Source organism: Weizmannia agrestimuris (assembly GCF_943193165.1).
Lineage (GTDB): Bacteria > Bacillota > Bacilli > Bacillales > Bacillaceae_C > Weizmannia > Weizmannia faecalis.
In genome coordinates, this window is record NZ_CALPDC010000043.1 from 1 (window position 1) to 23437 (window position 23437).

General features: G+C 49.5%; 17 protein-coding genes and 2 other annotated features. Of the genes, 13 read left to right on the forward strand and 4 right to left on the reverse strand.

Going from position 1 to position 23437, the window contains the following annotated elements; all coding sequences use genetic code 11:
• Positions 1-366 precede the first annotated feature (366 nt).
• Entirely contained in the window at positions 367-1626 is a 1260-nt protein-coding gene (locus NFR98_RS13010; RefSeq protein ID WP_104851564.1) for a hypothetical protein, read from the forward strand.
• 452 nt (positions 1627-2078) lie between these two features.
• On the forward strand, positions 2079-2936 hold the full coding sequence (locus NFR98_RS13015) for an STAS domain-containing protein (RefSeq protein ID WP_035183809.1): 858 nt from the start codon (positions 2079-2081) through the stop codon (positions 2934-2936).
• 220 nt (positions 2937-3156) lie between these two features.
• Here NFR98_RS13015 and brnQ read toward each other — a convergent pair whose 3' ends face one another.
• Positions 3157-4503: a branched-chain amino acid transport system II carrier protein gene (gene brnQ / locus NFR98_RS13020; protein WP_061565519.1), complete on the reverse strand. Its 1347-nt coding sequence runs from the start codon at positions 4501-4503 to the stop codon at positions 3157-3159.
• A gap of 59 nt (positions 4504-4562) precedes the next feature.
• Positions 4563-4804: a binding site (T-box leader), on the reverse strand.
• A 462-nt stretch (positions 4805-5266) separates the two neighbouring features.
• Between brnQ and ilvD the strand changes: the two genes are divergently transcribed.
• The 11 genes from ilvD (at position 5267) to NFR98_RS13075 (ending at position 19145) form a co-directional block, all read left to right on the forward strand.
• Positions 5267-6967 (forward strand): dihydroxy-acid dehydratase, encoded by a 1701-nt coding sequence (ilvD, locus tag NFR98_RS13025; protein WP_017550961.1) that lies wholly within the window; start codon positions 5267-5269, stop codon positions 6965-6967.
• Between the two features lie 349 nt (positions 6968-7316).
• Complete coding sequence (gene ilvB / locus NFR98_RS13030; protein WP_017550960.1) at positions 7317-9032, forward strand: acetolactate synthase large subunit; 1716 nt, start codon at positions 7317-7319, stop codon at positions 9030-9032.
• On the forward strand, positions 9029-9550 hold the full coding sequence (gene ilvN, locus NFR98_RS13035; RefSeq protein ID WP_013860312.1) for an acetolactate synthase small subunit: 522 nt from the start codon (positions 9029-9031) through the stop codon (positions 9548-9550). Before ilvB ends, ilvN begins: the two co-directional genes overlap by 4 nt.
• Positions 9551-9579: 29 nt before the next feature.
• Entirely contained in the window at positions 9580-10608 is a 1029-nt protein-coding gene (gene ilvC, locus NFR98_RS13040) for a ketol-acid reductoisomerase (RefSeq protein WP_017550959.1), read from the forward strand.
• A complete protein-coding gene (locus NFR98_RS13045) occupies positions 10595-12136 on the forward strand; it encodes a 2-isopropylmalate synthase (protein ID WP_017550958.1) in 1542 nt (513 codons plus the stop codon). Before ilvC ends, NFR98_RS13045 begins: the two co-directional genes overlap by 14 nt.
• Positions 12137-12155: 19 nt before the next feature.
• Positions 12156-13256, forward strand: a complete 1101-nt coding sequence (leuB, locus tag NFR98_RS13050) for a 3-isopropylmalate dehydrogenase (protein ID WP_017550957.1) — start codon at positions 12156-12158, stop codon at positions 13254-13256.
• 146 nt (positions 13257-13402) lie between these two features.
• Entirely contained in the window at positions 13403-14818 is a 1416-nt protein-coding gene (leuC, locus tag NFR98_RS13055; RefSeq protein ID WP_026104570.1) for a 3-isopropylmalate dehydratase large subunit, read from the forward strand.
• A gap of 84 nt (positions 14819-14902) precedes the next feature.
• On the forward strand, positions 14903-15493 hold the full coding sequence (gene leuD / locus NFR98_RS13060; protein ID WP_026104569.1) for a 3-isopropylmalate dehydratase small subunit: 591 nt from the start codon (positions 14903-14905) through the stop codon (positions 15491-15493).
• The gene (gene ilvA / locus NFR98_RS13065; RefSeq protein ID WP_251460287.1) at positions 15450-16502 is read left to right on the forward strand and encodes a threonine ammonia-lyase; all 1053 of its coding nucleotides are present in this window, start codon (positions 15450-15452) and stop codon (positions 16500-16502) included. The genes leuD and ilvA overlap by 44 nt, the downstream gene beginning before the upstream one ends.
• 144 nt (positions 16503-16646) lie before the next feature.
• Entirely contained in the window at positions 16647-17777 is a 1131-nt protein-coding gene (locus NFR98_RS13070; RefSeq protein WP_014097321.1) for an HAD family hydrolase, read from the forward strand.
• Positions 17778-18116: 339 nt separating this feature from the next.
• Complete coding sequence (locus tag NFR98_RS13075) at positions 18117-19145, forward strand: PTS sugar transporter subunit IIC (RefSeq protein ID WP_014097322.1); 1029 nt, start codon at positions 18117-18119, stop codon at positions 19143-19145.
• A 78-nt stretch (positions 19146-19223) separates the two neighbouring features.
• On the opposite strand, the gene serA is transcribed toward NFR98_RS13075, so the two are convergent.
• The 3 genes from serA to NFR98_RS13090 all read right to left on the reverse strand — a co-directional run bounded on the left by serA (position 19224) and on the right by NFR98_RS13090 (position 23354).
• Positions 19224-20849 (reverse strand): phosphoglycerate dehydrogenase, encoded by a 1626-nt coding sequence (gene serA, locus NFR98_RS13080; protein ID WP_026684362.1) that lies wholly within the window; start codon positions 20847-20849, stop codon positions 19224-19226.
• Positions 20842-22002, reverse strand: coding sequence for a pyridoxal-phosphate-dependent aminotransferase family protein (locus tag NFR98_RS13085; RefSeq protein ID WP_014097324.1), 1161 nt, complete (start codon positions 22000-22002; stop codon positions 20842-20844). The genes serA and NFR98_RS13085 overlap by 8 nt, the downstream gene beginning before the upstream one ends.
• 67 nt (positions 22003-22069) lie before the next feature.
• Positions 22070-22280 (reverse strand) — a binding site (T-box leader).
• Between the two features lie 111 nt (positions 22281-22391).
• Positions 22392-23354 (reverse strand): D-2-hydroxyacid dehydrogenase, encoded by a 963-nt coding sequence (locus tag NFR98_RS13090; RefSeq protein ID WP_061086984.1) that lies wholly within the window; start codon positions 23352-23354, stop codon positions 22392-22394.
• Positions 23355-23437 lie beyond the last annotated feature (83 nt).

Consider the following 23437-nt stretch of genomic DNA (forward strand, 5'->3'; position numbering starts at 1 on the left):
GCTAGTAAAAGCAACGATAAGTCGAGAAGCCCCCACTTCAATCAAACCGTAAGGTTGATAAGTGGTGGGTAGTTCACTGTAGAGATACCCTTCTTTCATCAAATCAATGGTATCATCAATCGTTTTTTCATTAGGAATTTGCCCAGCCATTGCTCTGCTCCTTTTTTCATGTGCCCGTTTTCCCCGGCTGCTTCCGGAAAAAACAGGGCACATCCTTTTTTTATCTTCTTACACTTTTTCATCTTCATTCAAACATTGCACGCAACATAATCGAAGTTTACCCGCAAGCCAGGGAATTTATGCCATGTTTCGGTTCGCATGCAAACAGGGTATAAGGAAATAGAAATGCAAAAGGAGAGGGAAAAAATGGCAAAGGAAATCAATGTGGGCATCGGATTTGCAACAGGAAGAAAAAGTTTTAAAAACGTTTTAAAAACGTATATGTATAACCTGAAGGAATCCGAACTGACGGAAAGCGACAGGATCAGGCTGCATTTGTTTGTTGCCTATGATTTGCACTACGAAAATGCAGAGCCTGAAGACTTTGTACATATTGAAACGGAATGCATGGAAGATATTGACCAGGCTTATTTTATCGGGGAGAAGGAGACGCGTAAAGCAACCGAGGAACTCGTCTCACAAATGGGCATGAGCAGAAAAGAAGTAGGCCTTTTGTTCGGCGAAGGATATGCGTCCAAACGCAATATAATCGTTTATGAGGCGTTAAAAAGAGGCATCGATTATCTCATTTTTCTTGATGATGATGAGTATCCGGTTGCCGTGACAAAGAGTAGAAAAACGGCTGTCTGGGGCGGCCAGGAAGTGCTCCGAAAACATTTGGAACATATCCGGCATGCCGATATTACGAACGGATATCATTGCGGCTACATTTCCCCGATTCCATTCATTTCTTTCAATGAGGTCCTGCAAGAAAAAGATTTCCGCACGCTCATTGAGGCGCTGAGCAACGATATTGTCAATTGGGATACGATAAAAAGCGTGATGAAAAACGGCGGGGTGACATATGCCGATACAGGTGTGCTGGTAAAGGATGAAGCGGAAGAAGTGCCGGAGATCAACAGGGCAAAATTTATTTCAGGATCGAATTTGACGCTGAATTTAACAGATCCGGACCGTGTACTGCCGTTTTACAATCCGCCGAATGCACGGGGCGAGGATACTTTCTTGGGCACATGCCTGACAGACCGGACTGTGTTGCGCGTGCCGGCCTATACTTTCCATGACGGTTTCGGCGCTTACCAGCATTTGCTGCTCGGGGTGCTGCCGACCAATTTAAGCTATATTAAAGCGGATACGAAACAGGTCGTGGAACGTTTTTACAAAGCATGTGTCGGCTGGATCCGGTACAAGCCGCTTTATGTGTATATCACTGACAGGGAAAACTATGATGAAAAAATGGCGGAAGTGCGCGCCCGGCTGAAAGAGACGCTTCCGAAAGTTTGTCGCTACTTCGGACGGGACGATTTTATGAATGTGCTGGAGGAATTCGAGCAGTACCACCGCAACGTCAGACAGCATTACCGTGATTTTCAGGATACAAAAGCAGCGTGGAAAAAAATAACCACACAACTGGTTTCAAGAGAAAAAAGGAAAACAGCCATTTAAGCCGCTTTGGATTGAGCGGCTTTTTTGCCGGTTGGAAAGGAAAAACTTAGCCGAATGGGGAACGCCATAGGGCCCCCTGTCGTGCATCGCCGCCCATGCCGCAACAAATGCGAATCAGCCGGTGCAAATTTGTCCACGGCCGCTTTTTTCAGGGCCGAAGGGAGACCTGGATGAAAATATATGATCTCTTATTCATGATATTGCCGCTCAGTTGCCTGCTGAAAAAAGTCATCCTCATGCAATTGGTGCCAGGGCTTGATGCAAGAATTTAAGTTCATTTTATATAAAAAGCATGTTTATTTATTTGGTGTATGGGGTATAAGAATGGTATTGTTTTAGAGGCGGGGCCATTTTTCCTTGTCCTGGCTGCGCTTCGGACAGGCCGCAAAAAACGCGGGCGGCCGCCGCTTCAACAGCCATCCTTTTATCATATATAGATGAGGTGTGGAGAAATGAGATCGATTGTAAATGAACAAGAAGAAATTATCGCATACCTTAAAAAAAATAGAAACAGCTTCGAACAGAAGTTATTAAATGAAGCTGTAAATGTTAAGGATAAAATTGATGAAATTTTAAGAATAGGGAACATTGATTTGTTGAACAATGCTTTTAAAATTGTGACGTATGTCGTCGAGCAGCAGGATGAGGAATTGGTCGCCTTTGCCCGCCAGGAAGGGATTGCCTGGGCAACTCATTCTTTGACGCTCGGACTGAAACTGGAGTGGGTGCAGGCGATCCGCCGGACATTATGGGTATTCCTTAGAAAGTACGGGGAAGAAAAAGGGATTGAAGTAGACCAGGACTACTTTTTTGACATGGAGAAAAAAATCAATGACCGTATTGACCAATTTTTAAATCACTTTTTTATCCGGTATTCTACCTATAAAGATGAGCTGATCGACCAGCAAAAAAGATTGGTGGAAAACCTCTCCGTCCCGATCATTCCAATTACATCGAGCGTCTGTATTTTGCCGTTAATCGGTTCTATTGACATGTTCCGCACCAATATTTTGGAAGAAAAAGTTTTGCTTGAGGTGGGGCGGCTGCATATCCAAACGTTGATCATGGATTTCTCCGGCATTGCAGAAGTAGAGATGGATGTAGTCGACCATATTTTTAAGATGATAGACGGCACTTCGATGATGGGATGCAAAGTGGTCATCACCGGCTTGCGCCCGGAAATTGTAAGGCAGATGGTGACAAGAGGCCTTTCCTTTGAAAATAAAGCAGAGACAAAAGTGACATTACAGCAGGCATTGAAAAAATATATTCAGTATGATGATTTAAACAAGGAAATTAAGCTGTATTAACAGTGATATTATAGAAACCATCAAAAAGGCCCCACACTTTTTCAGGCGGCAGGGCCTTTTTTTACGGCTGAAAACTTAAAGCGTCTAGGATCCGGTTACGGGCTTTGCGCCGGGCGCCCGCAATTTCCCGTAAATTCCGCCCGGGGGAAAATGCATCGCCTAATGGTCCGTTCCGCGGGAAAGGCAAGACCAGGCTACCCCGCGAAGCTTTTCCGGGCTGCTACAAGCTTTGTTCCCTTGCTTGGACGGCACGCGTTTCTTTTGTGCGGTGTTCCAGCCGGCTGAATAAAAGTCCGATGGCAGTTCCGCACAGGGCTGGCACTACCCATTCAAGGCCGGCGGAGGCAAGCGGCAGTTTTTGGGCGAATGCCCCGATAAAGCCAAGCGGGACGCCGAATCCTTTCAGCCCTTCGATTAAAGCAAACACGCCTGTAAACAACAATGCAAAGCCGTATACTTTCTTCGAGCCGCAGAACGCCGTGTGGAAAAATGTCAGGACAACGAGCATGATCGTAACCGGATAAGCCATTTCCAAAAACGGGACAGAAAATTTTAAAATGGTATTGAGCCCGAGATTGGACAGCGTAAAGCCGGTAAGGGTAACGGCAATGACAACACCATGGTAGCTGAATTTCGGCACCAGATTGGAAAAATATTGTCCGCACGCTGTCGTTAAGCCGACGACGGTTGTAAAACAGGCCAGCATAAAGATAAAACCAAGCAGTATTTTTCCAGCCTGCCCGAATAGCAAGGAAGACACTGCCGTCAGGACATCGGTGCCATTTTGGAACGTGCCGCTTGAAGCCATTTTTGCGCCGATCAATCCGAGTGCGACATAGACGAGTGCCAAAATCGCGCCGGCAATCAACCCGGCTTTTAATGTATAGGCCGTCATTTGTTTCCGGTTAGCGATGCCGCGATGTTTGACCGCTGTTAAAATGACGATGCCAAACGCCAGGGAGGCGAGCGCATCCATCGTGGAGTATCCGTCAATAAAACCTTTATAGAAAGAACCGGTCTGGTATCCGGCTAGCGGCGCCGTAAACGGGCGGCCGGAGAGTTTGAAGAAACCGGCTGCGCAAAGGACGGCCATTGCCAGCAATAATACCGGTGTAATCCAGCGCCCGAGCGTATTTGACATTTTGTCAGGATTTAAACTAGTCAAATAGACGAGCAGGAAAAAGACGACGCTGAACAACAATAAAGAGACCGGCGAACTGTGGGCGGACCCGGAAAGAAACGGTTTAACCCCCATTTCATAAGCAACGTTTGCATTTCTCGGGATCGCCAAAAATGGCCCGATACATAAATAGACAATCACGGTAAATACCGTACTGAAGACCGGATGGACACGGTTCCCGATCGCCTGGATGCCGCCGTCTACAAACGAAACTGCGGCGATAACGAGCACCGGCAGCCCGACTCCCGTTACGATAAACCCTGCCATTGCCGGCCAGTAAGACGATCCAGACTGAATACCGAGAAAAGGAGGGAAAATTAAATTCCCGGCTCCGAAAAACATGGAAAACAACATAAAGCCGATAAACAATACTTCGTTTCTTTTCATCCTATGTCCGCTTCCTTTCGATGCAATAATGTAGAGAAAAACAAAAAACCCGCCCCTGAAACAGGGACGAGTTTGCTCGCGTTACCACCCTTATTCCGCACAAAAACGTGCGGCACCTCATTCAACGTACCAACATACGTGTTCCTTTCTTAACGGGGGAATCACCGTCAAAGCCTACTAAAAACTTCAGCTTTGCATCTCGGGGATGATCTTCGGAATGGCCTTGAACATTGGCTTTCAGCAATATGCCAACTCTCTGGGGAACAAGATCCAAACTTACTCTTCCCGTCCTCGACTTTTGTTTTTCATATTATTTGAAAATAAGATTATCACTGAACATTTCATCTGTCAACATCTCTTTCGGAAAATTTTCAACCCCGTGCCCGCGATCAAAATGGACAGAAGCCGCAAAATGATGCCGTTTTTGGATAAGTCAAAACCCGGCCAATACAAGCGTGATCTAAAAATAAGAACGGCCGAGCAGCAAGTACAACCAGCAAAAAAAAAAGGAGTCCATCCTGAGCAACTCAAAAAATGAAAAAAAGAAAAGTCAATAAAATCAATAATGAAAGCGTTTCCAAATAGATTTTCAAATCAAAATTGTCAAAAAAGTTGACAGAAAAGGGTTGACCTCGGCAATCAAAAGTCGTATGATTGACAACAATTAAAGAATATAAAAAATTTTTTCGGGCGGATATTTAAAGAACCGGATTTTCACCGGGCATAAGAAATACCCCGCAGGCAATAGAATGGGAGTGATGGAATGCGAAGTGACATGATCAAAAAAGGGATCGACCGTGCCCCGCACCGAAGCCTTTTATATGCAGCAGGGCTGAAAACGGAAGACTTCGACAAGCCTTTCATCGGGGTGTGCAATTCCTATATTGATATTATCCCGGGGCACAGACACCTCAATAAGTTTGCGGAAGTAGTAAAAGAGGCGATCAGGGAAGCGGGCGGTGTCCCGTTTGAATTTAATACGATTGGGGTGGATGACGGCATAGCGATGGGGCATATCGGCATGCGGTATTCGCTTCCGAGCCGCGAACTGATTGCCGACAGTGCCGAAACGGTCATCAATGCCCACTGGTTCGACGGGGTCTTTTACATTCCGAACTGTGACAAGATCACCCCTGGCATGTTGATGGCAGCTGTGAGGACAAATGTACCGGCAGTCTTTGTTTCCGGGGGACCGATGGAAGCCGGTATGGCGCCGGATGGAAAACAATTGTCCCTTACATCGGTATTTGAAGGCGTTGGCGCCCATAAATCCGGAAAAATCAGTTATGAAGAGCTGAAAATGCTGGAAACGAGCGCCTGCCCGACATGCGGATCGTGTTCAGGCATGTTTACGGCAAACTCGATGAATTCATTAATGGAAATGCTTGGCCTGACGCCGCCCGGCAACGCCACTATCGTTGCCACGTCGGAGGAAAGGCACCGCATTATCCGGGAAGCCGTCGGGCACTTAATGAACTGTATCAAAAACGATATCCGGCCGCGCGATATTGTCACAGAAGAAGCGATTGATGATGCTTTCGCGCTTGATATGGCGATGGGCGGTTCAACCAATACCGTGCTGCATACGCTGGCAATTGCCCGGGAAGCGGGAATTGACTACGATTTGGAACGGATTAACAAGGTGGCGGAAAGAGTCCCGTATCTTGCAAAAATTATGCCGGCGTCGGATTACTCGATGCACGACGTCCACCTTGCAGGCGGAATCAGCGCAATTGTCCATGAACTTTGCAAGATTAAGGGGGCGATTCACCCCGGCCGGCTGACGATCACCGGCAAAAGCATCTATGAAAATGTGAAAAATGCGGAAATCCGCAATCCTGAAGTGATCAGGCCGAAAGAAAATCCTTACAGCCCGGTCGGCGGTTTGTCCATCCTGTATGGCAACATTGCCCCGGACGGTGCCGTGATCAAAGTGGGAGCGGTCGATCCGGATATTCACACCTTTACCGGGGAGGCCATTGTATTCGAGTCCCAGGAAGAGGCTCAAAAAGGGATTGACAGCGGCCTTGTCCGTGAAGGGCATGTCGTCGTGATCCGTTATGAAGGGCCAAAAGGCGGGCCGGGCATGCCGGAAATGCTCGCGCCAACATCCTCCATTATGGGCCGGGGGCTTGGCAAAACCGTTGCCTTGATTACGGACGGCAGATTTTCCGGCGCAACCCGCGGCATCTGCGTCGGCCATATTTCACCGGAAGCGGCGGAAGGCGGGCCGATCGCACTTGTTGAAAACGGCGACCGCATTACGATTGATTTAATCAACAGAAGGATTGAGCTCCATGTTCCGAATGAAGAATTGCAAAGAAGAAAACAAAATTGGGTGCAGCCGGAGCCGAAAATCACAAGCGGCTACCTGGCAAGATATTCCGCACTCGTGACTTCTGCGAATACAGGCGGGGTTTTAAAAATCGGATTACCGCAAAAAACGTTGACGGGGACAAAGTGATCGGATCAGGTATTTTTTAGAGAGCCGGGGATGCTGGGAGCCCGGTAAATACCCCGGTCACGACATCGCCTCTGAGTGCAAGTCTGAACGGTTCTGCCTACTAGGACTTGCCGGGTCGGCCGCATGAAGCGGAGGACCCGTTACCAAAAGCAGCATTTTGTAAACGATGCTGCATGAGGCGGCGTTTGTGAGAACGCTGTGAAGTTGGGTGGTACCATGAAAAGATGCCTTTTCATCCCTGCAAAACCGGCAAAAACGATTATTCCTTTTGCCGTTTTCAAGGAGAGAAAGGCGTTTTTTATTGGGATAAATCAAGGAGCCTGCGCAAATCAGAATAGGAGGTTAAATCGTGTGTGCGAAAGCAAGAATGGATGGCAATGTGAAAACAGCAGAATGTACGGGTGCTGAGGCGCTTGTCCAGTTATTGGTGCGGGAAGGAGTCGAAGTAATGTTCGGCTATCCGGGGGGTGCGGTTTTACCGATTTACGATGCCCTATACAACCAGCCGGTCAGGCATATCCTGGCCCGGCATGAGCAGGGGGCCATTCACGCGGCAGAAGGTTACGCGCGCGTTAGCGGAAAACCAGGTGTCGTCATTGCGACTTCGGGCCCGGGGGCAACCAACCTGATCACCGGGATTGCCGATGCGATGATGGACTCGCTCCCGCTCGTCGTCTTTACCGGCCAGGTCGGCACTTCCGTCATCGGCTCGGACGCGTTCCAGGAAGCCGATGTTATCGGCATGACGGCCCCGATTACCAAGCACAATTACCAGGTAAGGGATTTGCGGGATTTGCCGCGGGTCGTCAAAGAAGCTTTTCATATTGCAAAATCCGGCCGGCCCGGACCGGTGGTGGTCGATATCCCGAAAGATATCCAGCAGGGCACGGTGGAAATGGGAGAAAACCGGGAAGTATATCTCCCCGGTTACCAGCCGAATACAAGCCCGAATCCGCTCCAGATTAAAAAGCTTGTGGAAGCTGTCTCTTATTCCGCAAAACCGGTCATATTGGCAGGAGCCGGCATCCTCCATGCAAAGGCGTCTGATTTTTTGCTCAAGTTCGCGGAAAAGTGCCGCATCCCGGTCGTAAACACGCTGCTCGGCCTTGGCAGTTTTCCGTTCCGCCACCCGCTTTTTCTCGGCATGGGCGGCATGCATGGAACGTATGCGGCAAACATGGCCATTTGCGAATGCGATCTGCTCATTAATATCGGGGCCCGGTTCGATGACCGCCTGACAGGCAACTTAGCCCACTTTGCCCCGAATGCAATGGTTGTCCATATTGATATCGACCCGGCTGAAATCGGCAAAAATGTCAAAACCGATATCCCGATCGTGGCAGATGCAAAGGAAGCCTTGCAGAAGATTTGTTCGGAAGATTTGCAAAACGCCGGCACGGATGAGTGGGTCCGCCATGTAAAAGCATACGCCGAAAATTTCCCGCTTTGGTACGAAGATGACGGCGAGGAATTGTCTCCGCAGCATGTCATTCAAAGAATCCATCATTACACAAACGGGGATGCGATCATTTCGACGGATGTCGGCCAGCACCAGATGTGGGCGGCACAGTATTACGGGTTTGAAAAGCCGCACAAGTGGATTACATCCGGCGGGCTCGGCACGATGGGATTCGGATTTCCGGCCGCAATCGGCGCGCAAATCGCATGTCCGGACCAACTGGTGGTTTCGATCAGCGGCGACGGCGGCTTCCAGATGACATTACAGGAACTTGCCGTTGTAAAAGAATTAAATTTGCCGCTCAAGATATTCATTGTGAATAACCAGTATCTCGGCATGGTACGGCAGTGGCAGGAATCTTTCTACGAAGAGCGCTATTCCTATTCGACGATCCCGGTCCAGCCCGATTTTGTCAAACTTGCGGAAAGCTACGGCATCAGAGGCTGCCGCGCGACGAACAACGAAGAACTCGAACAGGTGCTGAAATCTGTTTTCGAGGATGGAGGGCCTGCCGTTGTCGACTGCCGCGTGAAAAGGCTTGAAGCGGTGTTCCCGATGGTCGCGCCGGGCAAGGGGCTGCATGAAATGATGGGGGTGAAGCCATGAAGCGGATTGTTGTAGCCACTGTTTTAAACCAGAGCGGGGTGCTGAACAAAATTACCGGCGTCCTCGCAAAGCGGCAGTTCAATATTGACAGCATTACGGTCGGCCGCACCGAAACGGAGGGCATCTCGCGCATGACCATTGTCGTCAATGTCGAAGACGACAGGCAGGCGGAGCAGCTGACAAAACAGCTGAACAAGCTGATCGATGTGATCAAAGTCCAGGACATCACAGGCCAGGCCATCGTCTCACGGGAACTTGCTTTGATTAAAGTATTGAGCACACCGCAGACGAGAAGCGAAATCGGCGGGCTTGTCGAACCGTTCCGTGCCTCCATCATAGATGTCAGCAGGGAATCTGTCACCATCCAGGTAACCGGCGACAGCGACAAGGTGGAGGCGCTCGTTGACCTGCTTAAACCGTACGGCATTAAAGAAATGGTCCGTACCGGGATGACCGCATTTCTGCGCGGCTCGCAAAAACAAGTAACCGATTTAAGCTCGTATTCCCTATTAAAATAAAAATCTTGAACTTAAGGAGAGAATGAAAAATGGCAAAAGTTTATCTTGAAAAAGACATCAAAGAAGAAGCATTGAGAGGGAAAAAAATCGCCGTTGTCGGCTATGGCTCCCAGGGCCATGCCCATGCACAAAACCTTCGTGATAACGGTTTTGACGTAGTTGTCGGCGTCAGGCCGGGCCGGTCGTTTAACCGCGCGGAACAGGACGGATTTTCCGTTAAGCCTGTGAAGGAAGCCGCAAAAGAAGCGGATGTCATCATGATGCTTCTGCCGGATGAGCAGCAAACAAAAGTATACAAAGAAGAAGTGGAAGCAGGGCTCGAACCCGGCAATGCAATCGCATTTGCCCACGGATTCAACATCCATTTTACCCAGATTGTCCCGCCGGAAAATGTTGACGTCTTTATGGTTGCGCCAAAAGGCCCGGGGCATCTCGTCAGAAGGACATTTGAAGAAGGGGCCGGGGTGCCTGCGCTTGTTGCCGTCCACCAGGATGTGACGGGGGAAGCAAAAGACCTGGCGTTTGCTTATGCAAAAGGAATCGGGGCTGCCCGGGCCGGCGTTTTGGAAACAACCTTTAAGGAAGAAACCGAAACGGATTTGTTCGGTGAGCAGGCTGTCCTGTGCGGCGGGTTGACCTCCTTAATCAAAGCCGGTTTTGAAACGTTAACGGAAGCAGGGTACCAGCCGGAACTCGCTTACTTTGAAGTGTGTCATGAGATGAAGCTGATCGTCGATTTGATCTATGAAGGAGGCCTGAAAAATATGCGCTATTCCATCTCTGATACGGCGCAATGGGGCGATTTCGTTTCCGGCCCGCGCGTTGTGAATGAAGATACGAAAAAGCGCATGAAAGAGGTTTTAAAAGATATCCAAAACGGCACATTTGCCAAAGGATGGCTGCTTGAAAACCAGACAAACCGCCCGATGTTCAATGCCATCAACACACGCGAGCAAAATCATCCGCTCGAAAAAGTCGGCGAAGAACTGCGCGATCTAATGCCTTTTGTCAAAAATCCGATTAAACAAAAGGAAGTGGCTGTGAATGCAAAAGGTTAATGTTTTTGACACGACGTTAAGGGACGGGGAACAATCGGCAGGCGTCAACCTCAACACCGTGGAAAAAGTCGAAATTGCCAAACAGCTGGAAAAATTTGGCGTAGATATCATGGAGGCGGGGTTTCCTGCCTCTTCAAAAGGGGACTTTGAAGCGGTTGAGAAAATCGCAAAAACAATCCGGAACAGTTCGGTTACCGGCCTGGCGAGGGCATACAAGCAGGACATTGATGCGGCCTGGGATGCACTGAAGCATTCCGCCGAGCCAAGGATCCACATTTTTCTGGCCACATCGCCGATCCATATGCAATACAAACTGCGAAAAACGCCGGACGAAGTGGCAGCCATCGCTGTTGAGGCCGTGAAATACGCGAAGCAAAAATTCCCACTGGTGCAATGGTCGGCAGAAGATGCGACGAGATCGGATAAAGACTTTCTCGTCCGAATCATTACAGAAGTGATCAATGCCGGCGCAAATGTCATCAACCTGCCGGACACCGTCGGCTATACGACGCCGAAAGAATACGGTGCACTGTATGACTATATCCGGGAGCACGTTCCGAACATTGATAAAGTCATTTTATCCGCCCACTGCCATGACGATCTCGGGATGGCGACGGCCAATACGCTTTCAGCCATTGAACACGGGGCCCAGCAAGTGGAAGGGACGATCAACGGCATCGGCGAACGGGCCGGCAACGTTGCCCTCGAAGAAGTGGCGGTCGCTCTCCACATCAGGCAGGATTATTACAACAAGAAGACCCGCTTGAAATTGGATGAAATCAAACGCACAAGCCAATTGGTCAGCAAACTGACCGGGATGGTGGTGCCAGGCAATAAAGCGGTTGTCGGCGCGAATGCTTTTGCCCACGAAGCCGGCATCCACCAGGACGGCGTGTTAAAAGAGGCTTCGACATATGAAATCATCACCCCGGAACTGGTTGGATTCTCAAGCAACCGGCTTGTGCTCGGAAAACATTCCGGCCGCCACGCTTTTAAAGAACGGGCGGCAGCGCTCGGCTTTGATCTTGGCCAGGAAAAACTGAACGAAGCGTTTAAAGCTTTCAAAGCATTGACGGATAAGAAAAAAGAAGTGACCGATGACGATTTGTTCGCCATTTTAGCCGAAAAGCAAACCGATGCGGCAGATGCTGCGCATTATGAACTGGAAAGTGTGCAGGTGCAGTATGGCACATTGAATATTCCGACCGCCACAGTAAGAATCAAAACACCGGAAGGAACGCTTGTTGAAGAAGCCGGCACCGGATCGGGGAGTGTTGAGGCGATTTACCATACGATCACCAAGATGTTTGACGGCCCGATTGAGCTGAAAGATTATAAACTGCAGTCAGTCGGTTCCGGGCAAGATGCGCTTGCGGATGCTTTTGTCAAAGTGAAATGCGGGGAGTTTGAATGCGGCGGGCGCGGGTCTGCCCAAGACGTACTGGAAGCTTCCGCAAAATCATTTTTAAATGCAATCAACAGGGCGCACGCAATGGAACAGCAATCGAGAAAACAAGTACAGGTGTGATTTTCGGGGAGGAACGACAATGAAAATGAAACTGGCCGTACTGCCCGGTGATGGGATCGGGCCGGAAGTGATGGATGCAGCGATCCGCGTTTTAAAAACCGTATTGGACAATGACGGGCATGAAGCCGTTTTTGAAAATGCGCTGATCGGGGGCGCCGCCATTGATGACGCGGGGACGCCCCTCCCGGAAGAAACGCTTGACATTTGCCGCAGGAGCGATGCCATTTTGCTTGGCGCAGTAGGGGGGCCGAAATGGGATCATAACCCGGCTTCCCTCCGCCCGGAAAAAGGCCTGCTCGGAATCCGGAAAGAAATGGGGCTGTTTGCGAACCTGCGCCCGGTTAAAGCATATGCCCCGCTTTTAAATGCATCGCCTTTAAAACGGGAACGGGTGGAAAACGTCGATCTTGTTATCGTCCGCGAACTGACGGGTGGCCTCTATTTTGGGCGCCCGAGTGAAAGGCGCGGGCCGGACGGGAATGAAGTGGTAGACACGCTTGCTTATACAAGGGAAGAGATTGAGAGAATTATTGAAAAAGCATTCCAGCTTGCGCAAATCAGAAGAAAAAAACTGGCGTCCGTCGATAAGGCGAATGTGCTGGAATCAAGCAGAATGTGGCGCGAAATTGCGGAGGAAACCGCGAAAAAGTATCCGGATGTGGAAGTAAGCCATATGCTTGTCGACTCCACCTCGATGCAGCTGATTGCAAATCCGGGCCAATTTGATGTCATTGTAACTGAGAATATGTTCGGTGATATTTTAAGCGATGAAGCGTCCGTGATTACCGGCAGTCTCGGCATGCTTCCATCCGCAAGCCTCCGTTCCGACCGGTTCGGCATGTATGAACCGGTCCACGGCTCAGCGCCGGATATCGCCGGGCAGGGAAAAGCCAATCCGCTCGGGACAGTGCTGTCGGCGGCTTTGATGCTCCGTTATTCGTTCGGACTTGAGAAAGAAGCGGCGGCGATTGAAAAAGCGGTGGATGATGTGCTGCAAGACGGTTATTGTACAGGTGATTTGCAGGTGAAAAACGGAAAAGTGGTCAGCACCCATGAGCTCACAGACAAACTGATTGAAAAATTAAATAACAGTGAAGCCCGTCCACGCATTTTGCAATGAGCGTATTTTTCAACAGAAAATAAGTGGCTGTTTACGGCGGTCCACGCGTTTTCCGGGATGGAAAAACAGTGCAGTTTTTAATCACAGGAAGAGGCGAAACGGAGATTGATCTAAAAAAACGAAAAGCGGCAGATGGGAGTGATACGATGGCACCAAAAACGATTATCGATAAAATATGGGAAAACCATTTGGTCCACCGCGAAGAAGGGAAACCGGACCTGCTCTATATTGACCTGCACCTTGTCCATGAGGTTACGTCCCCGCAGGCGTTTGAGGGGTTACGGATGAATGGCCGCAAAGTGCGGAGGCCGGATTTAACATTCGCCACCGTTGACCATAATGTTGCGACAACAAAGGGCAGGGTTTCAAAAGACCCGGTCTCGAAAAAACAAATGTCCACTTTGGAGAAAAATTGCCAGGAATTCGGCATCCCGCTTGCCGGCATCAACCATCCAGACCAGGGGATTGTTCATGTGATCGGGCCGGAACTGGGACTCACCCAGCCCGGGAAAACGATCGTATGCGGCGACAGCCACACGTCCACGCACGGTGCATTCGGCGCCATTGCTTTCGGAATCGGCACGAGTGAAGTGGAACACGTGCTGGCAACCCAAACATTATGGCAAAAGCGCCCGAAAACGATGCAAATCAAAATCAACGGCAAACTGGGGCCAGGCGTGACGGCTAAAGATTTAATCCTTGCCATCATTGCAAAATTCGGGATTGGTGTCGGCACCGGCCATATTGTCGAATACACCGGTGAAGCGATCCGCAATTTATCCATGGAAGAGCGGATGACCGTCTGCAATATGTCGATTGAAGCAGGGGCCAGGGCGGGGTTGATCAGCCCGGATGAAACGACCATTTCCTTTTTGCGCGGAAGGAAATATGCGCCGAAGGAAGATTTTGAAGAAAAAGCGGCATACTGGCTCTCGCTTGCATCAGACGAGGGCGCCGTCTATGACAAAACGCTTGAAATGGACGCAGCAGAAATTGAGCCGCAGGTCACATGGGGCACGAACCCTTCCATGTGCCTCCCGGTCAGTGAAAAACTGCCTGATCCGGCTGAAATCAACGATCCCGGCGAACGGCAGGCGGTTGAAAAAGCGTTGCAATACATGGGCCTTGAGCCGGGGATGAAGATTACAGACATCCCTGTCCAGCATGTATTTATCGGTTCATGCACGAACTCGCGGCTTGCCGATTTGCGGGCTGCAGCGGAAATTGTAAAGGGACGGCATGTAAGAGAAGGAGTCCGGGCCCTCATTGTTCCGGGGTCGCAAAGCGTGAAAGCACAGGCGGAAGAAGAAGGACTTGACAAAATATTTACGGAAGCCGGGTTTGAATGGCGCGAGTCGGGCTGCAGCATGTGCCTTGCCATGAATGATGATATTGTCCCGGCCGGAGAACGATGCGCTTCAACATCGAACCGCAATTTCGAAGGCCGGCAGGGGTCCGGCGCCAGAACGCATCTTGTCAGCCCGGAGATGGCCGCAGCTGCCGCCATTTACGGCAAATTTGTCGATGTCCGGAAGCTCGGCCAGACTGTGCCGGCCCGCTAAATGGCGGCATGGCGCGCTGCTTCTTTTGCAGCAGGCAGCAGAAGAAAATTCATTCATTTATACGAAGAGAGGGGGCAAAAGCAAATGGAGCCATTTCAAACTTTTTCAGGGCTCGTATTCCCATTGGACAGGAAAAATGTCGATACCGACCAGATCATTCCAAAACAGTTTTTGAAAAGGATTGAGCGCCAGGGATTCGGGGAATGCCTGTTTTACAACTGGCGCTTCGATGAAAACGGAAATAAAAGGGAAGATTTTCCTTTAAATGACCCGAAATACGATGGTGCGCAGATTTTAGTGGCAGGCGACAACTTCGGATGCGGCTCTTCACGGGAGCACGCGCCTTGGGCATTACAGGATTACGGCTTTAAAGTGGTCATCGCACCAAGTTTTGCCGATATTTTCCATAATAACTGTCAGAAAAACGGAATTTTAACCGTAGAGCTGCCGGAAGAAGAAGTGCACGATTTGATTGACAAGGCACAGAGAGAACGGCTCTTTTTAACGGTTGATCTTGAAAAACAAGTGGTATTAACGGGAGAAAAGGCCATCCACTTTGACATTGATCCGTATCCGAAGAATATGCTGTTAAAGGGACTGGATGAAATCGGGCTGACATTATTGCTTGAAGATGAAATTTCAAAATTTGAAGCGTCTGAAAACGCAGGAGTGTGACGAGAACAATGGGGATTTCTTACAAACGAAAGACATTGTAGCAGCATTTGAAAATTTATTGCCGGTCGTGCACCGGACGCCGTTGAACGAATCGGCGACATTCAATGAAATGGCAGGGACAAGGCTTTACTTTAAAATGGAAAACCTGCAGCGCACAGGGTCTTTTAAAATCAGGGGCGCACTGAATAAGATTACGAACTTAACAGGGGATGCGAGAAAAAACGGCGTGATTGCGGCATCTGCGGGCAATCATGCGCAAGGTGTTGCGTTTTCGGCAACGAAACAGGGGTTGAAGGCAAAAATATATATGCCGGAAAAAACGCCGCTTGCCAAAGTATTGGCAACAAAGGCGTATGGTGCGGAAGTCGTGCTGACCGGCGAATCTTTTCAGGAAGCGTATGAAGCGGCTGTGTTGGACCAGCAAATCACAGGGGCAACGTTTATTCACCCGTTTGACGATTATGAAGTAATGGCCGGCCAGGGAACGATCGCTCTCGAAATGATCCAGCAATGCGCGGATCTTGATACGGTTGTGATTCCGGTCGGGGGCGGCGGATTAATTGCCGGCATGGCCTGTCTCCTGAAAAATTATGATCCGAAAATCCGCGTCATCGGCGTGCAGTCCGAAGGGGCGCCTGCCGCCTATAATCGCTTTAAAGGGATGGGCAACAGCCAGCTCGAACATGTTTCGGGCATCGCGGACGGTATTCTTGTAAAAGAGACCGGCCAGCTGACATTTCCATTAATCAGCAAGTATGTGGATGATGTCGTGACAGTAAGCGATGAAGACATTGCCACTGCCATCATTTATATGCTTGAACGCGAAAAAATGTTTGTCGAGGGGGCAGGAGCGGCGGCATTCGCGGCTGTATTAAGCGGCAAAGCTGGCGTTTCAGGAAAGCACGTCGGCATTGTTGTAAGCGGCGGAAATGCGGATCTGGATAAAATTTCTCACTTCAAACGGCTGGCTACGGCTGGCAAAAAAAAACATAGGGTTGTTTCGCTTTAGAACCGGGCACCAGACCGGGGCATGCCGGGCGTTGTCACTAGGCTGTGCCCCGGGGCGCCTTTTCTTTGTGCAGGCCGAAAAGGGAGAAAACGATACAAAAAAACAGCATCCTTTGTTACACTGATGTAGGAAAGAGGTGAAGAGATGATTCAAACGGTATTATTTGATGTGGACGGCGTATTGCTGAGCGAGGAACGTTATTTTGACGCATCCGGCTTAACCGTCTGGGAATTGATACATAGTGGCCATTATTTAGGGCTCGCACCGGAACAATTTAAAACAACCTTAACAGATGAGGAAATCAGGCGCATCCGGGCTGATGTTTTTCAACATGATGAAGTGCTGCGGTTTTTAAAATCGCGCGGGATGAACGCGAACTGGGATATGATTTATTTAACGTTCACCTGCCAGCTTTTACACTTGCTTTCCCAAATAAAGGAAAAGGAAGCGGGCCGGATCCGTGGCTGGCTGGCAAGTGAAATCGGTGATGTAACACTTCATGAAATGCGCGAGGTACTTGCACATTATCCGGTTGAAACCGACTATAGCATCTTTTTAAACTGGTTTGCAAAGAGGCCTGAAACGAAACAGGATTTATTGAAAGTGTTGGATCAGCTTGCTTATGAAATCTTCGGGCTTACAGATACGCAGCTTGGTAAAAAAGGCGCGCTCTGGTCGGTGTGCGAGCATGCTTCTCAGGAATGGTATGTCGGCGACCAAAATATTGTGGCATCTACCGGGAAGCCGAGCGTGCAAACGGGAAAAAAAGGGTTTCTCGATGAGGAGATTCCGCTTGCTGAACCGGAAAAAATCGGTGCCTTGTTTTCCTTTTTAGCAGAGAAAGGGCTGAAACTTGGTGTCGGCACGGGAAGGCCGCAGCTTGAAACGTACGGGCCGTTCCGGGCGCTTGGCTGGCTGCCGTTGTTTCATGAGGAGCATATTGTAACGGCGGACGACGTTTTAAAGGCGGAAGAGGAGCTTGGCGGCCATACGCCGCTTGCAAAGCCGAACCCTTTTACCTACCTGCTTGCTTTAAAGGGGAAAAACACGCCCGCCCGCGACTGTACGGAATGCAGCCTCCCGCTTGAAAACGGGCAGGAAATCCTGATTGTCGGGGACTCGCTTGCAGACCTGCTTGCTGCGCAAAAAATAGGCGCCCAATTTGCCGGCATTTTAACCGGCTTGTCCGGAAAAGAAGCAAAAGCCGAATTTGAAGAACACGGGGCAGATTATATTTTTGAAAATGTGGCAGACCTCAAAAACATATTTTTGTAGAGCTGGGGCATGCGAAGGCATGCCTCTTTTTCGCAGGACATTCCGCTACGTGAAAAATGGCATTTTTTGAAAAGAAAATTTTTGTAGGGAAATCTAACATGATCATTTTATTAATATAGTGTAATTTTGCCAATTCCTCCATAAAAATGAAGATAAAAGTTTGAAAAAAATATTTTTAAATAAAATTAAAACTAACGTAATATTTTAACATCATAAAAAAAGGAGCGGAAATCTAGATGGACAAGCCGGCATTTGACGGAAATCATTGAAGACGGAAACTAAAACAGAAACGGCGATTGTAACAGCTTTTAATTCGGAATATTTCAAGGAGTGGAAAAGATGAAGCAAGCAACTAAAGATTATGTCATTGATAGGGCGTATAAAGCATCTGCCGGGGTAGCAAACGCTGTGCTCGTGACTTTGGGTCTGGGCCTTTTGTTTGAAACGTTCGGGAAATTCCTCGGCTGGGACGGCTTTTTGACGATCGGGGCAGCGACAAAATCGCTGTTGGCACCGGCCATCGGCGCAGGCGTTGCATACCAGCTTGGCGGCAATACATTGGTCATTTTCAGTTCGATGGCTTGTGCGGCAGTCGGCGGAAACGCGATCGGCACAACCCAGGACGGCTTGATTACGATTGTTACCGGACAACCTGTAAGTGCTGTGCTGGCTGCAGTTGTCGCAACGTGGGTCGGAAAACGCGTAACTGGCAAAACAAAGCTCGATATGATGGCAATTCCGTTTGCCGCGATTCTTGTTGGCGGTGTTGCCGGCGTTGGCCTTGCTGCTGTCACCACGCCGTTTTTGCAATGGCTGAGCGGTGAAATTACGGCGTCTGTACAGGGTTCGCCGCTTTTCGGCTCAATGGTTGTATCGCTCGTCTGGAGCATCCTGCTCATGTCACCTGCTTCTTCGGCCGCGCTTGCCATTGCGCTGCAGCTTGATCCGGTATCCAGCGCAGCCGCACTGATCGGCTGTACGGTCCAGTTTGTCGGTTTTACGGCAATGTCGCTGAAACAAAATGACTGGGGCGGCAATATTGCACAGTCATTGATTACGCCGAAAGTCCAGTTTCCAAATTTGGTGAAAAATCCGCGCCTTGTCATTCCACCGTTTGTTTCGTCGCTCATTTGTGCGCCGGTTGCAACGATGATGTTCCATTTGAAGGTGCCGTATGAACTCGGCGGGCTTGGCCTGAATTCTTTAATTGCACCGCTTAATATTCTCGCAAATCAGGGAATGCGCGTGCTGCTTGCTTATATTGCGGCAGGTGTGATTTTACCCATTTTTACAACGCTCGGCATCTATCATTTCCTCAAATTGTTCGGCTGGGCAAAAACCGGAGACCTCAGGATGGAAGTCCAATAAAAACCGGGTTGTACAAGCCTCATTTTGACTTGTATTCGAAAAAAGCATTCACAGCGTTTTGCCGTGAATGCTTTTTATTTATACTTCTACAAAAGGTTCTTCCTGAAAGGTATAGCCGGTTGCGAGTTCCAAAGTCTGAACGGCTTTAATGCCGATTACCTCTTTTAATTGGTCCAGCACTTGCCGGCTTGCGGTTTTATCGAGCGTGAGCACCATGATCGCTTCCCCGCCGATTTCTTTTCGGCCCACCTGCATCGTGCCGATATTGGTATCGTTGCTGCCGAGAATCGATCCGACCTGACCGATCATGCCCGGGATGTCCAGATGCCGGATATAAAGAAGGTGCTGTTCCGGGCGGAGATCGACACGGTAATCGTTCAGCTTCACGATGCGGCCACCGAACCCGTTAATGATCGAAGCGCCGATATTCACTTGTTTGCCTTTTTTATACAGTGCCAATTCCAAATAATTGGAAAAGCCCTTAAACGACGCATTGCGCTGCAGATTGTATGTCAACCCCTGTTCCTTTAAGAGATGGAGGGCATTGACAAGATTAACGGTGCTGCCGAGATGACGCGCCAGAATCCCTTTGATAATCGTTCTCGTCAGCAGTTTTGTATCTTCATCCAAAAGCTCGCCGGCGTACGTAATTTCAATTTTTTCCGGCGCTTCATCCAAAAGCTGGATGCCGAGCTGTGCCACCTGTTCGCCAAGAAGGAGGAACGGTTCCATCCGTTCGCGGTTTTCCCCGGAAGTTTGCGGCATATTGATGGCATTGCGGATCTCCTCAGATTCAAAAATATGGATGATTTCGTCGCTGACATCCGCCGCCACCCGGACCTGTGCTTCGCGGGTCGAAGCGCCGAGATGCGGTGTTACAATAACATTCGGCAGTTCCAAAAGCCCCGGCGTGATTTCCGGCTCGTTTTCAAAAACGTCCAGGGCAGCCCCTGCAACGCGGCCTTCCTGAAGCGCCTGAAGCAGCGCCTGTTCGTCAACGAGCCCGCCGCGTGCGCAATTGATGATGCGGACACCTTTTTTCGTTTTTGCCAAAAATGCTTCATTGATCAAATGCCTCGTTTCTTTCATCAGCGGCGTATGGAGCGTAATGAAATCGGCTTGGGCGGCAATTTCGTCAAGCGTTGCTTTTTTGATGCCGAGCTTTGCCGCGCGTTCTTCGGTTAAATACGGGTCATACCCGAGCACGGCCATGCCAAATGCTTTTGCCCGTTTCGCCACTTCTGTCCCGATTTTTCCCGTCCCGATGACGCCGAGCGTTTTCTTGAAAAGCTCGACGCCTTTGAACTTTTCGCGCTCCCATTTTCCCGCGGCTGCGGACTTGTGTGCCTGCGGGATATTGCGGGAAAGGGAAAGCATCATGGCGAGTGTATGCTCCGTTGCGGAAATCGTGTTTCCTCCCGGTGAATTGACGACAATAATCCCTTTTCTCGTCGCAGCATCGACATCAATATTGTCAACGCCGACCCCGGCCCTTGCTATGACACGCAAATTGCCGGATGCCTCAATGATGTCTTTTGTCACTTTTGTTTGGTTCCGCACAATCAGCCCGTCATATTGGCCGATTGTGGCTTTTAAATCTTCCGGCGCAATGCCCGGTTGGTGCTCAACGATAAAATCTTTGTGCGCATACAGTTTTTTTAAGCCTTCTTCGCTTACTTTATCCGTTACTAAAATGTTAAACATGTGCTTTCCATGCCTCCTCCGCTTTTTTCACCGCAATGCCGAAAGTGTCCCTTCCGTTCAGTTCGTGTACCGCCATTTCCAGCGCGGTTAAAACGTTGATCACGTCAAAAGGCGTGCTGTAACCCATATGACCAATTCGGAAAATTTTTCCTTTCAGCTGCTTTTGCCCGCTTGCGACGACCATTGAAAAATGATCCTGCAAATATTTTTTGATTGCCCCGGCTTGATCACCATCCGGTTTCACCGCTGTGACGGTCGGCGAAGCATCCGCGTCGTTTTCGACAAGGAGCGGAAGGCCCAAAGCTTTCACGCCGGCACGGGTCATATCGCGCAAAATTTCATGGCGCTTGATGACATTGTCCCAGCCTTCTTCCTCAATCATCCGGCACACTTCTTCCGCGCCAAACACAAGGGAAACCGGCGGAGTGAATGGAGTGGTCACAGCTTCATCATACGAATCGATATAACGGTTCAGGTCGAGATAAAACCGTTTCTCAGGGCCGTTTTTGATTGCCTCTTTGGCCCGTTTATTGACGGCGACAAAGGCAAGCCCTGGCGGCAGCATGAGCGCTTTTTGCGAACCGGAAACAAGGATATCAATCTGGTAATCTTCCATATTTGCAGGCACACCGCCAATGCAGCTGACGCCGTCAACGATATACAAGGCATCGGTCACTCGTTTTACAACGGCCCCAAGGTCTTTCACCGGGTTCAACACCGATGTGGATGTTTCGCAATAGGTGGCAAAAACCGCTTTGACCGGATCTTTTAGCCCCTTAAGGAACGTTTCCAGCTGTTCCGGGCGGCAGGCGGTTCCCCATTCTATATTGAGGCGGTGGACATGGGCGCCGTATGATTCGCAAATGGAAGCAAAACGCTCCCCGAACACGCCGGTGACAACGACAACGACATGGTCGCCTTCATGGACAACGTTGCAGACGGCGCTTTCCAGTGCGGATGTTCCGCTGCCGGCAATGACGACCACCGGTTCTTTTGTGCCAAAGACCGGCATCAGTTTTGTCGCCACTTGCTTCAGGCTATTTGAAAAGACTTCACTGCGGTGGGCGACCATAGGCTGGTTCATGGCCTGTTTTACGCGGTCCGGTACGGGTGTCGGGCCTGGTGTGAATAGCGATTCCTTACAAAAAAGCATGAGTACGTCAATCCTCCAATATAAAATTAAAATAAAACGTCCCTCCGCCACAAAAAAATCCTTGTGGAGGAGGGACGTCATGTACCGTGGTGCCACCCTCATTTGCTGCGAAATGCAGCCTCTGGGAAAATAACGGCATGTGCCGGGTGCGGCCTACATCATTTTCAGCCGGCCAGTTCAGAAGCGCTGGGCATTGTATCAGCAAAAGCATCGGTTCGCAGCAACCACCGACTCTCTGCGGCTTTTTGCAAATACGCCTTCTTCATCATTACTTTTCGAATATCATTTTGCTCTGTGCTAAATATTCTAACAGCAGATTTTAGTTCTGTAAAGGGAAAAATGAAATAATTTAAAAATCACCGTATTTTTTGATTCGCGCAGCAAAAAGGTTAATAACCTTTTTTATAGTCGACCAGATGAATGTCCGGCTTGCTGCCAGCGAGGTACCGTTTTAAATTTGGAATGAAGATATCCCGGACAACCCGCTCGTCATAATGTTCGGTTGAGCCGGCCGTGTGCGGGGTAATGATCACATTTTCCAGCTCCCAAAGCGGGCTGTCTTCAGGGAGCGGTTCCTTTTCAAATACATCCAGCCCGGCACCGGCAATTTCGCCGGAGGAAAGCGCATCCGCCAGTTCTTTTTCATTTGCGATTTCCCCTCGGCCGATATTGATAAAAAATGCAGACGGCTTCATCCGGGCAAATGCTTCTTTCCCGAATAAATGGTACGTTTCTTTCGTAAGCGGCAGGCAGACGGCGACATAATCACAAAGCGGAAGCATATCATGGAGCTGCCCGTTGGTATACATTTCGTCTACAAACCCGGCAGGCGCACCGGAACGCCGCACGCCCAGCACTTTCATCCCGAAGGCTTTGGCAATTTTTGCCGTTTCAAGCCCGATTTCCCCGACACCGATAATGCCGATCACCTTTTCGTGCATTTCCAGTTTTAACCCGGCATGGTCCCATTTCTTTTTCGTTTGATATCTGACATATGTATGGATTTTCCTTGTCAATGCCAGCATCATTGCAAAAATGGTTTCAGAAATCGGATAGGCGTGGATGCCGCTTGCGGAAGTCAGAAAGAGCCCCTTTTTCTCAAATTGTTCGAGCGGGAAACTGTTCACCCCCGCACTCCAGCTTTGAACCCAGCGGAGAGCGGAATCTTCCGATAATGCATCTTTTTCCATTTTTTTTCGAAAGCTCGCAATCACTTCAGCTTTCTTCACTTCACTCTGCCAATGCGCCGGATCTTTTCCGGCCAGTATGCGCCATTCCGGAACCAATTTCCTGATTTCATCAAGCAGGCCGGGGGCAAGATTTTCTGCAATAATCATGGTTCTTTCCGCCATCAAACTCCCTCCTCGTATAATAAGTTTAAATCCAAAGTGGATGTCAATTTCCAGTTCATTCTGCTGCTCATTGACAAGTGAAT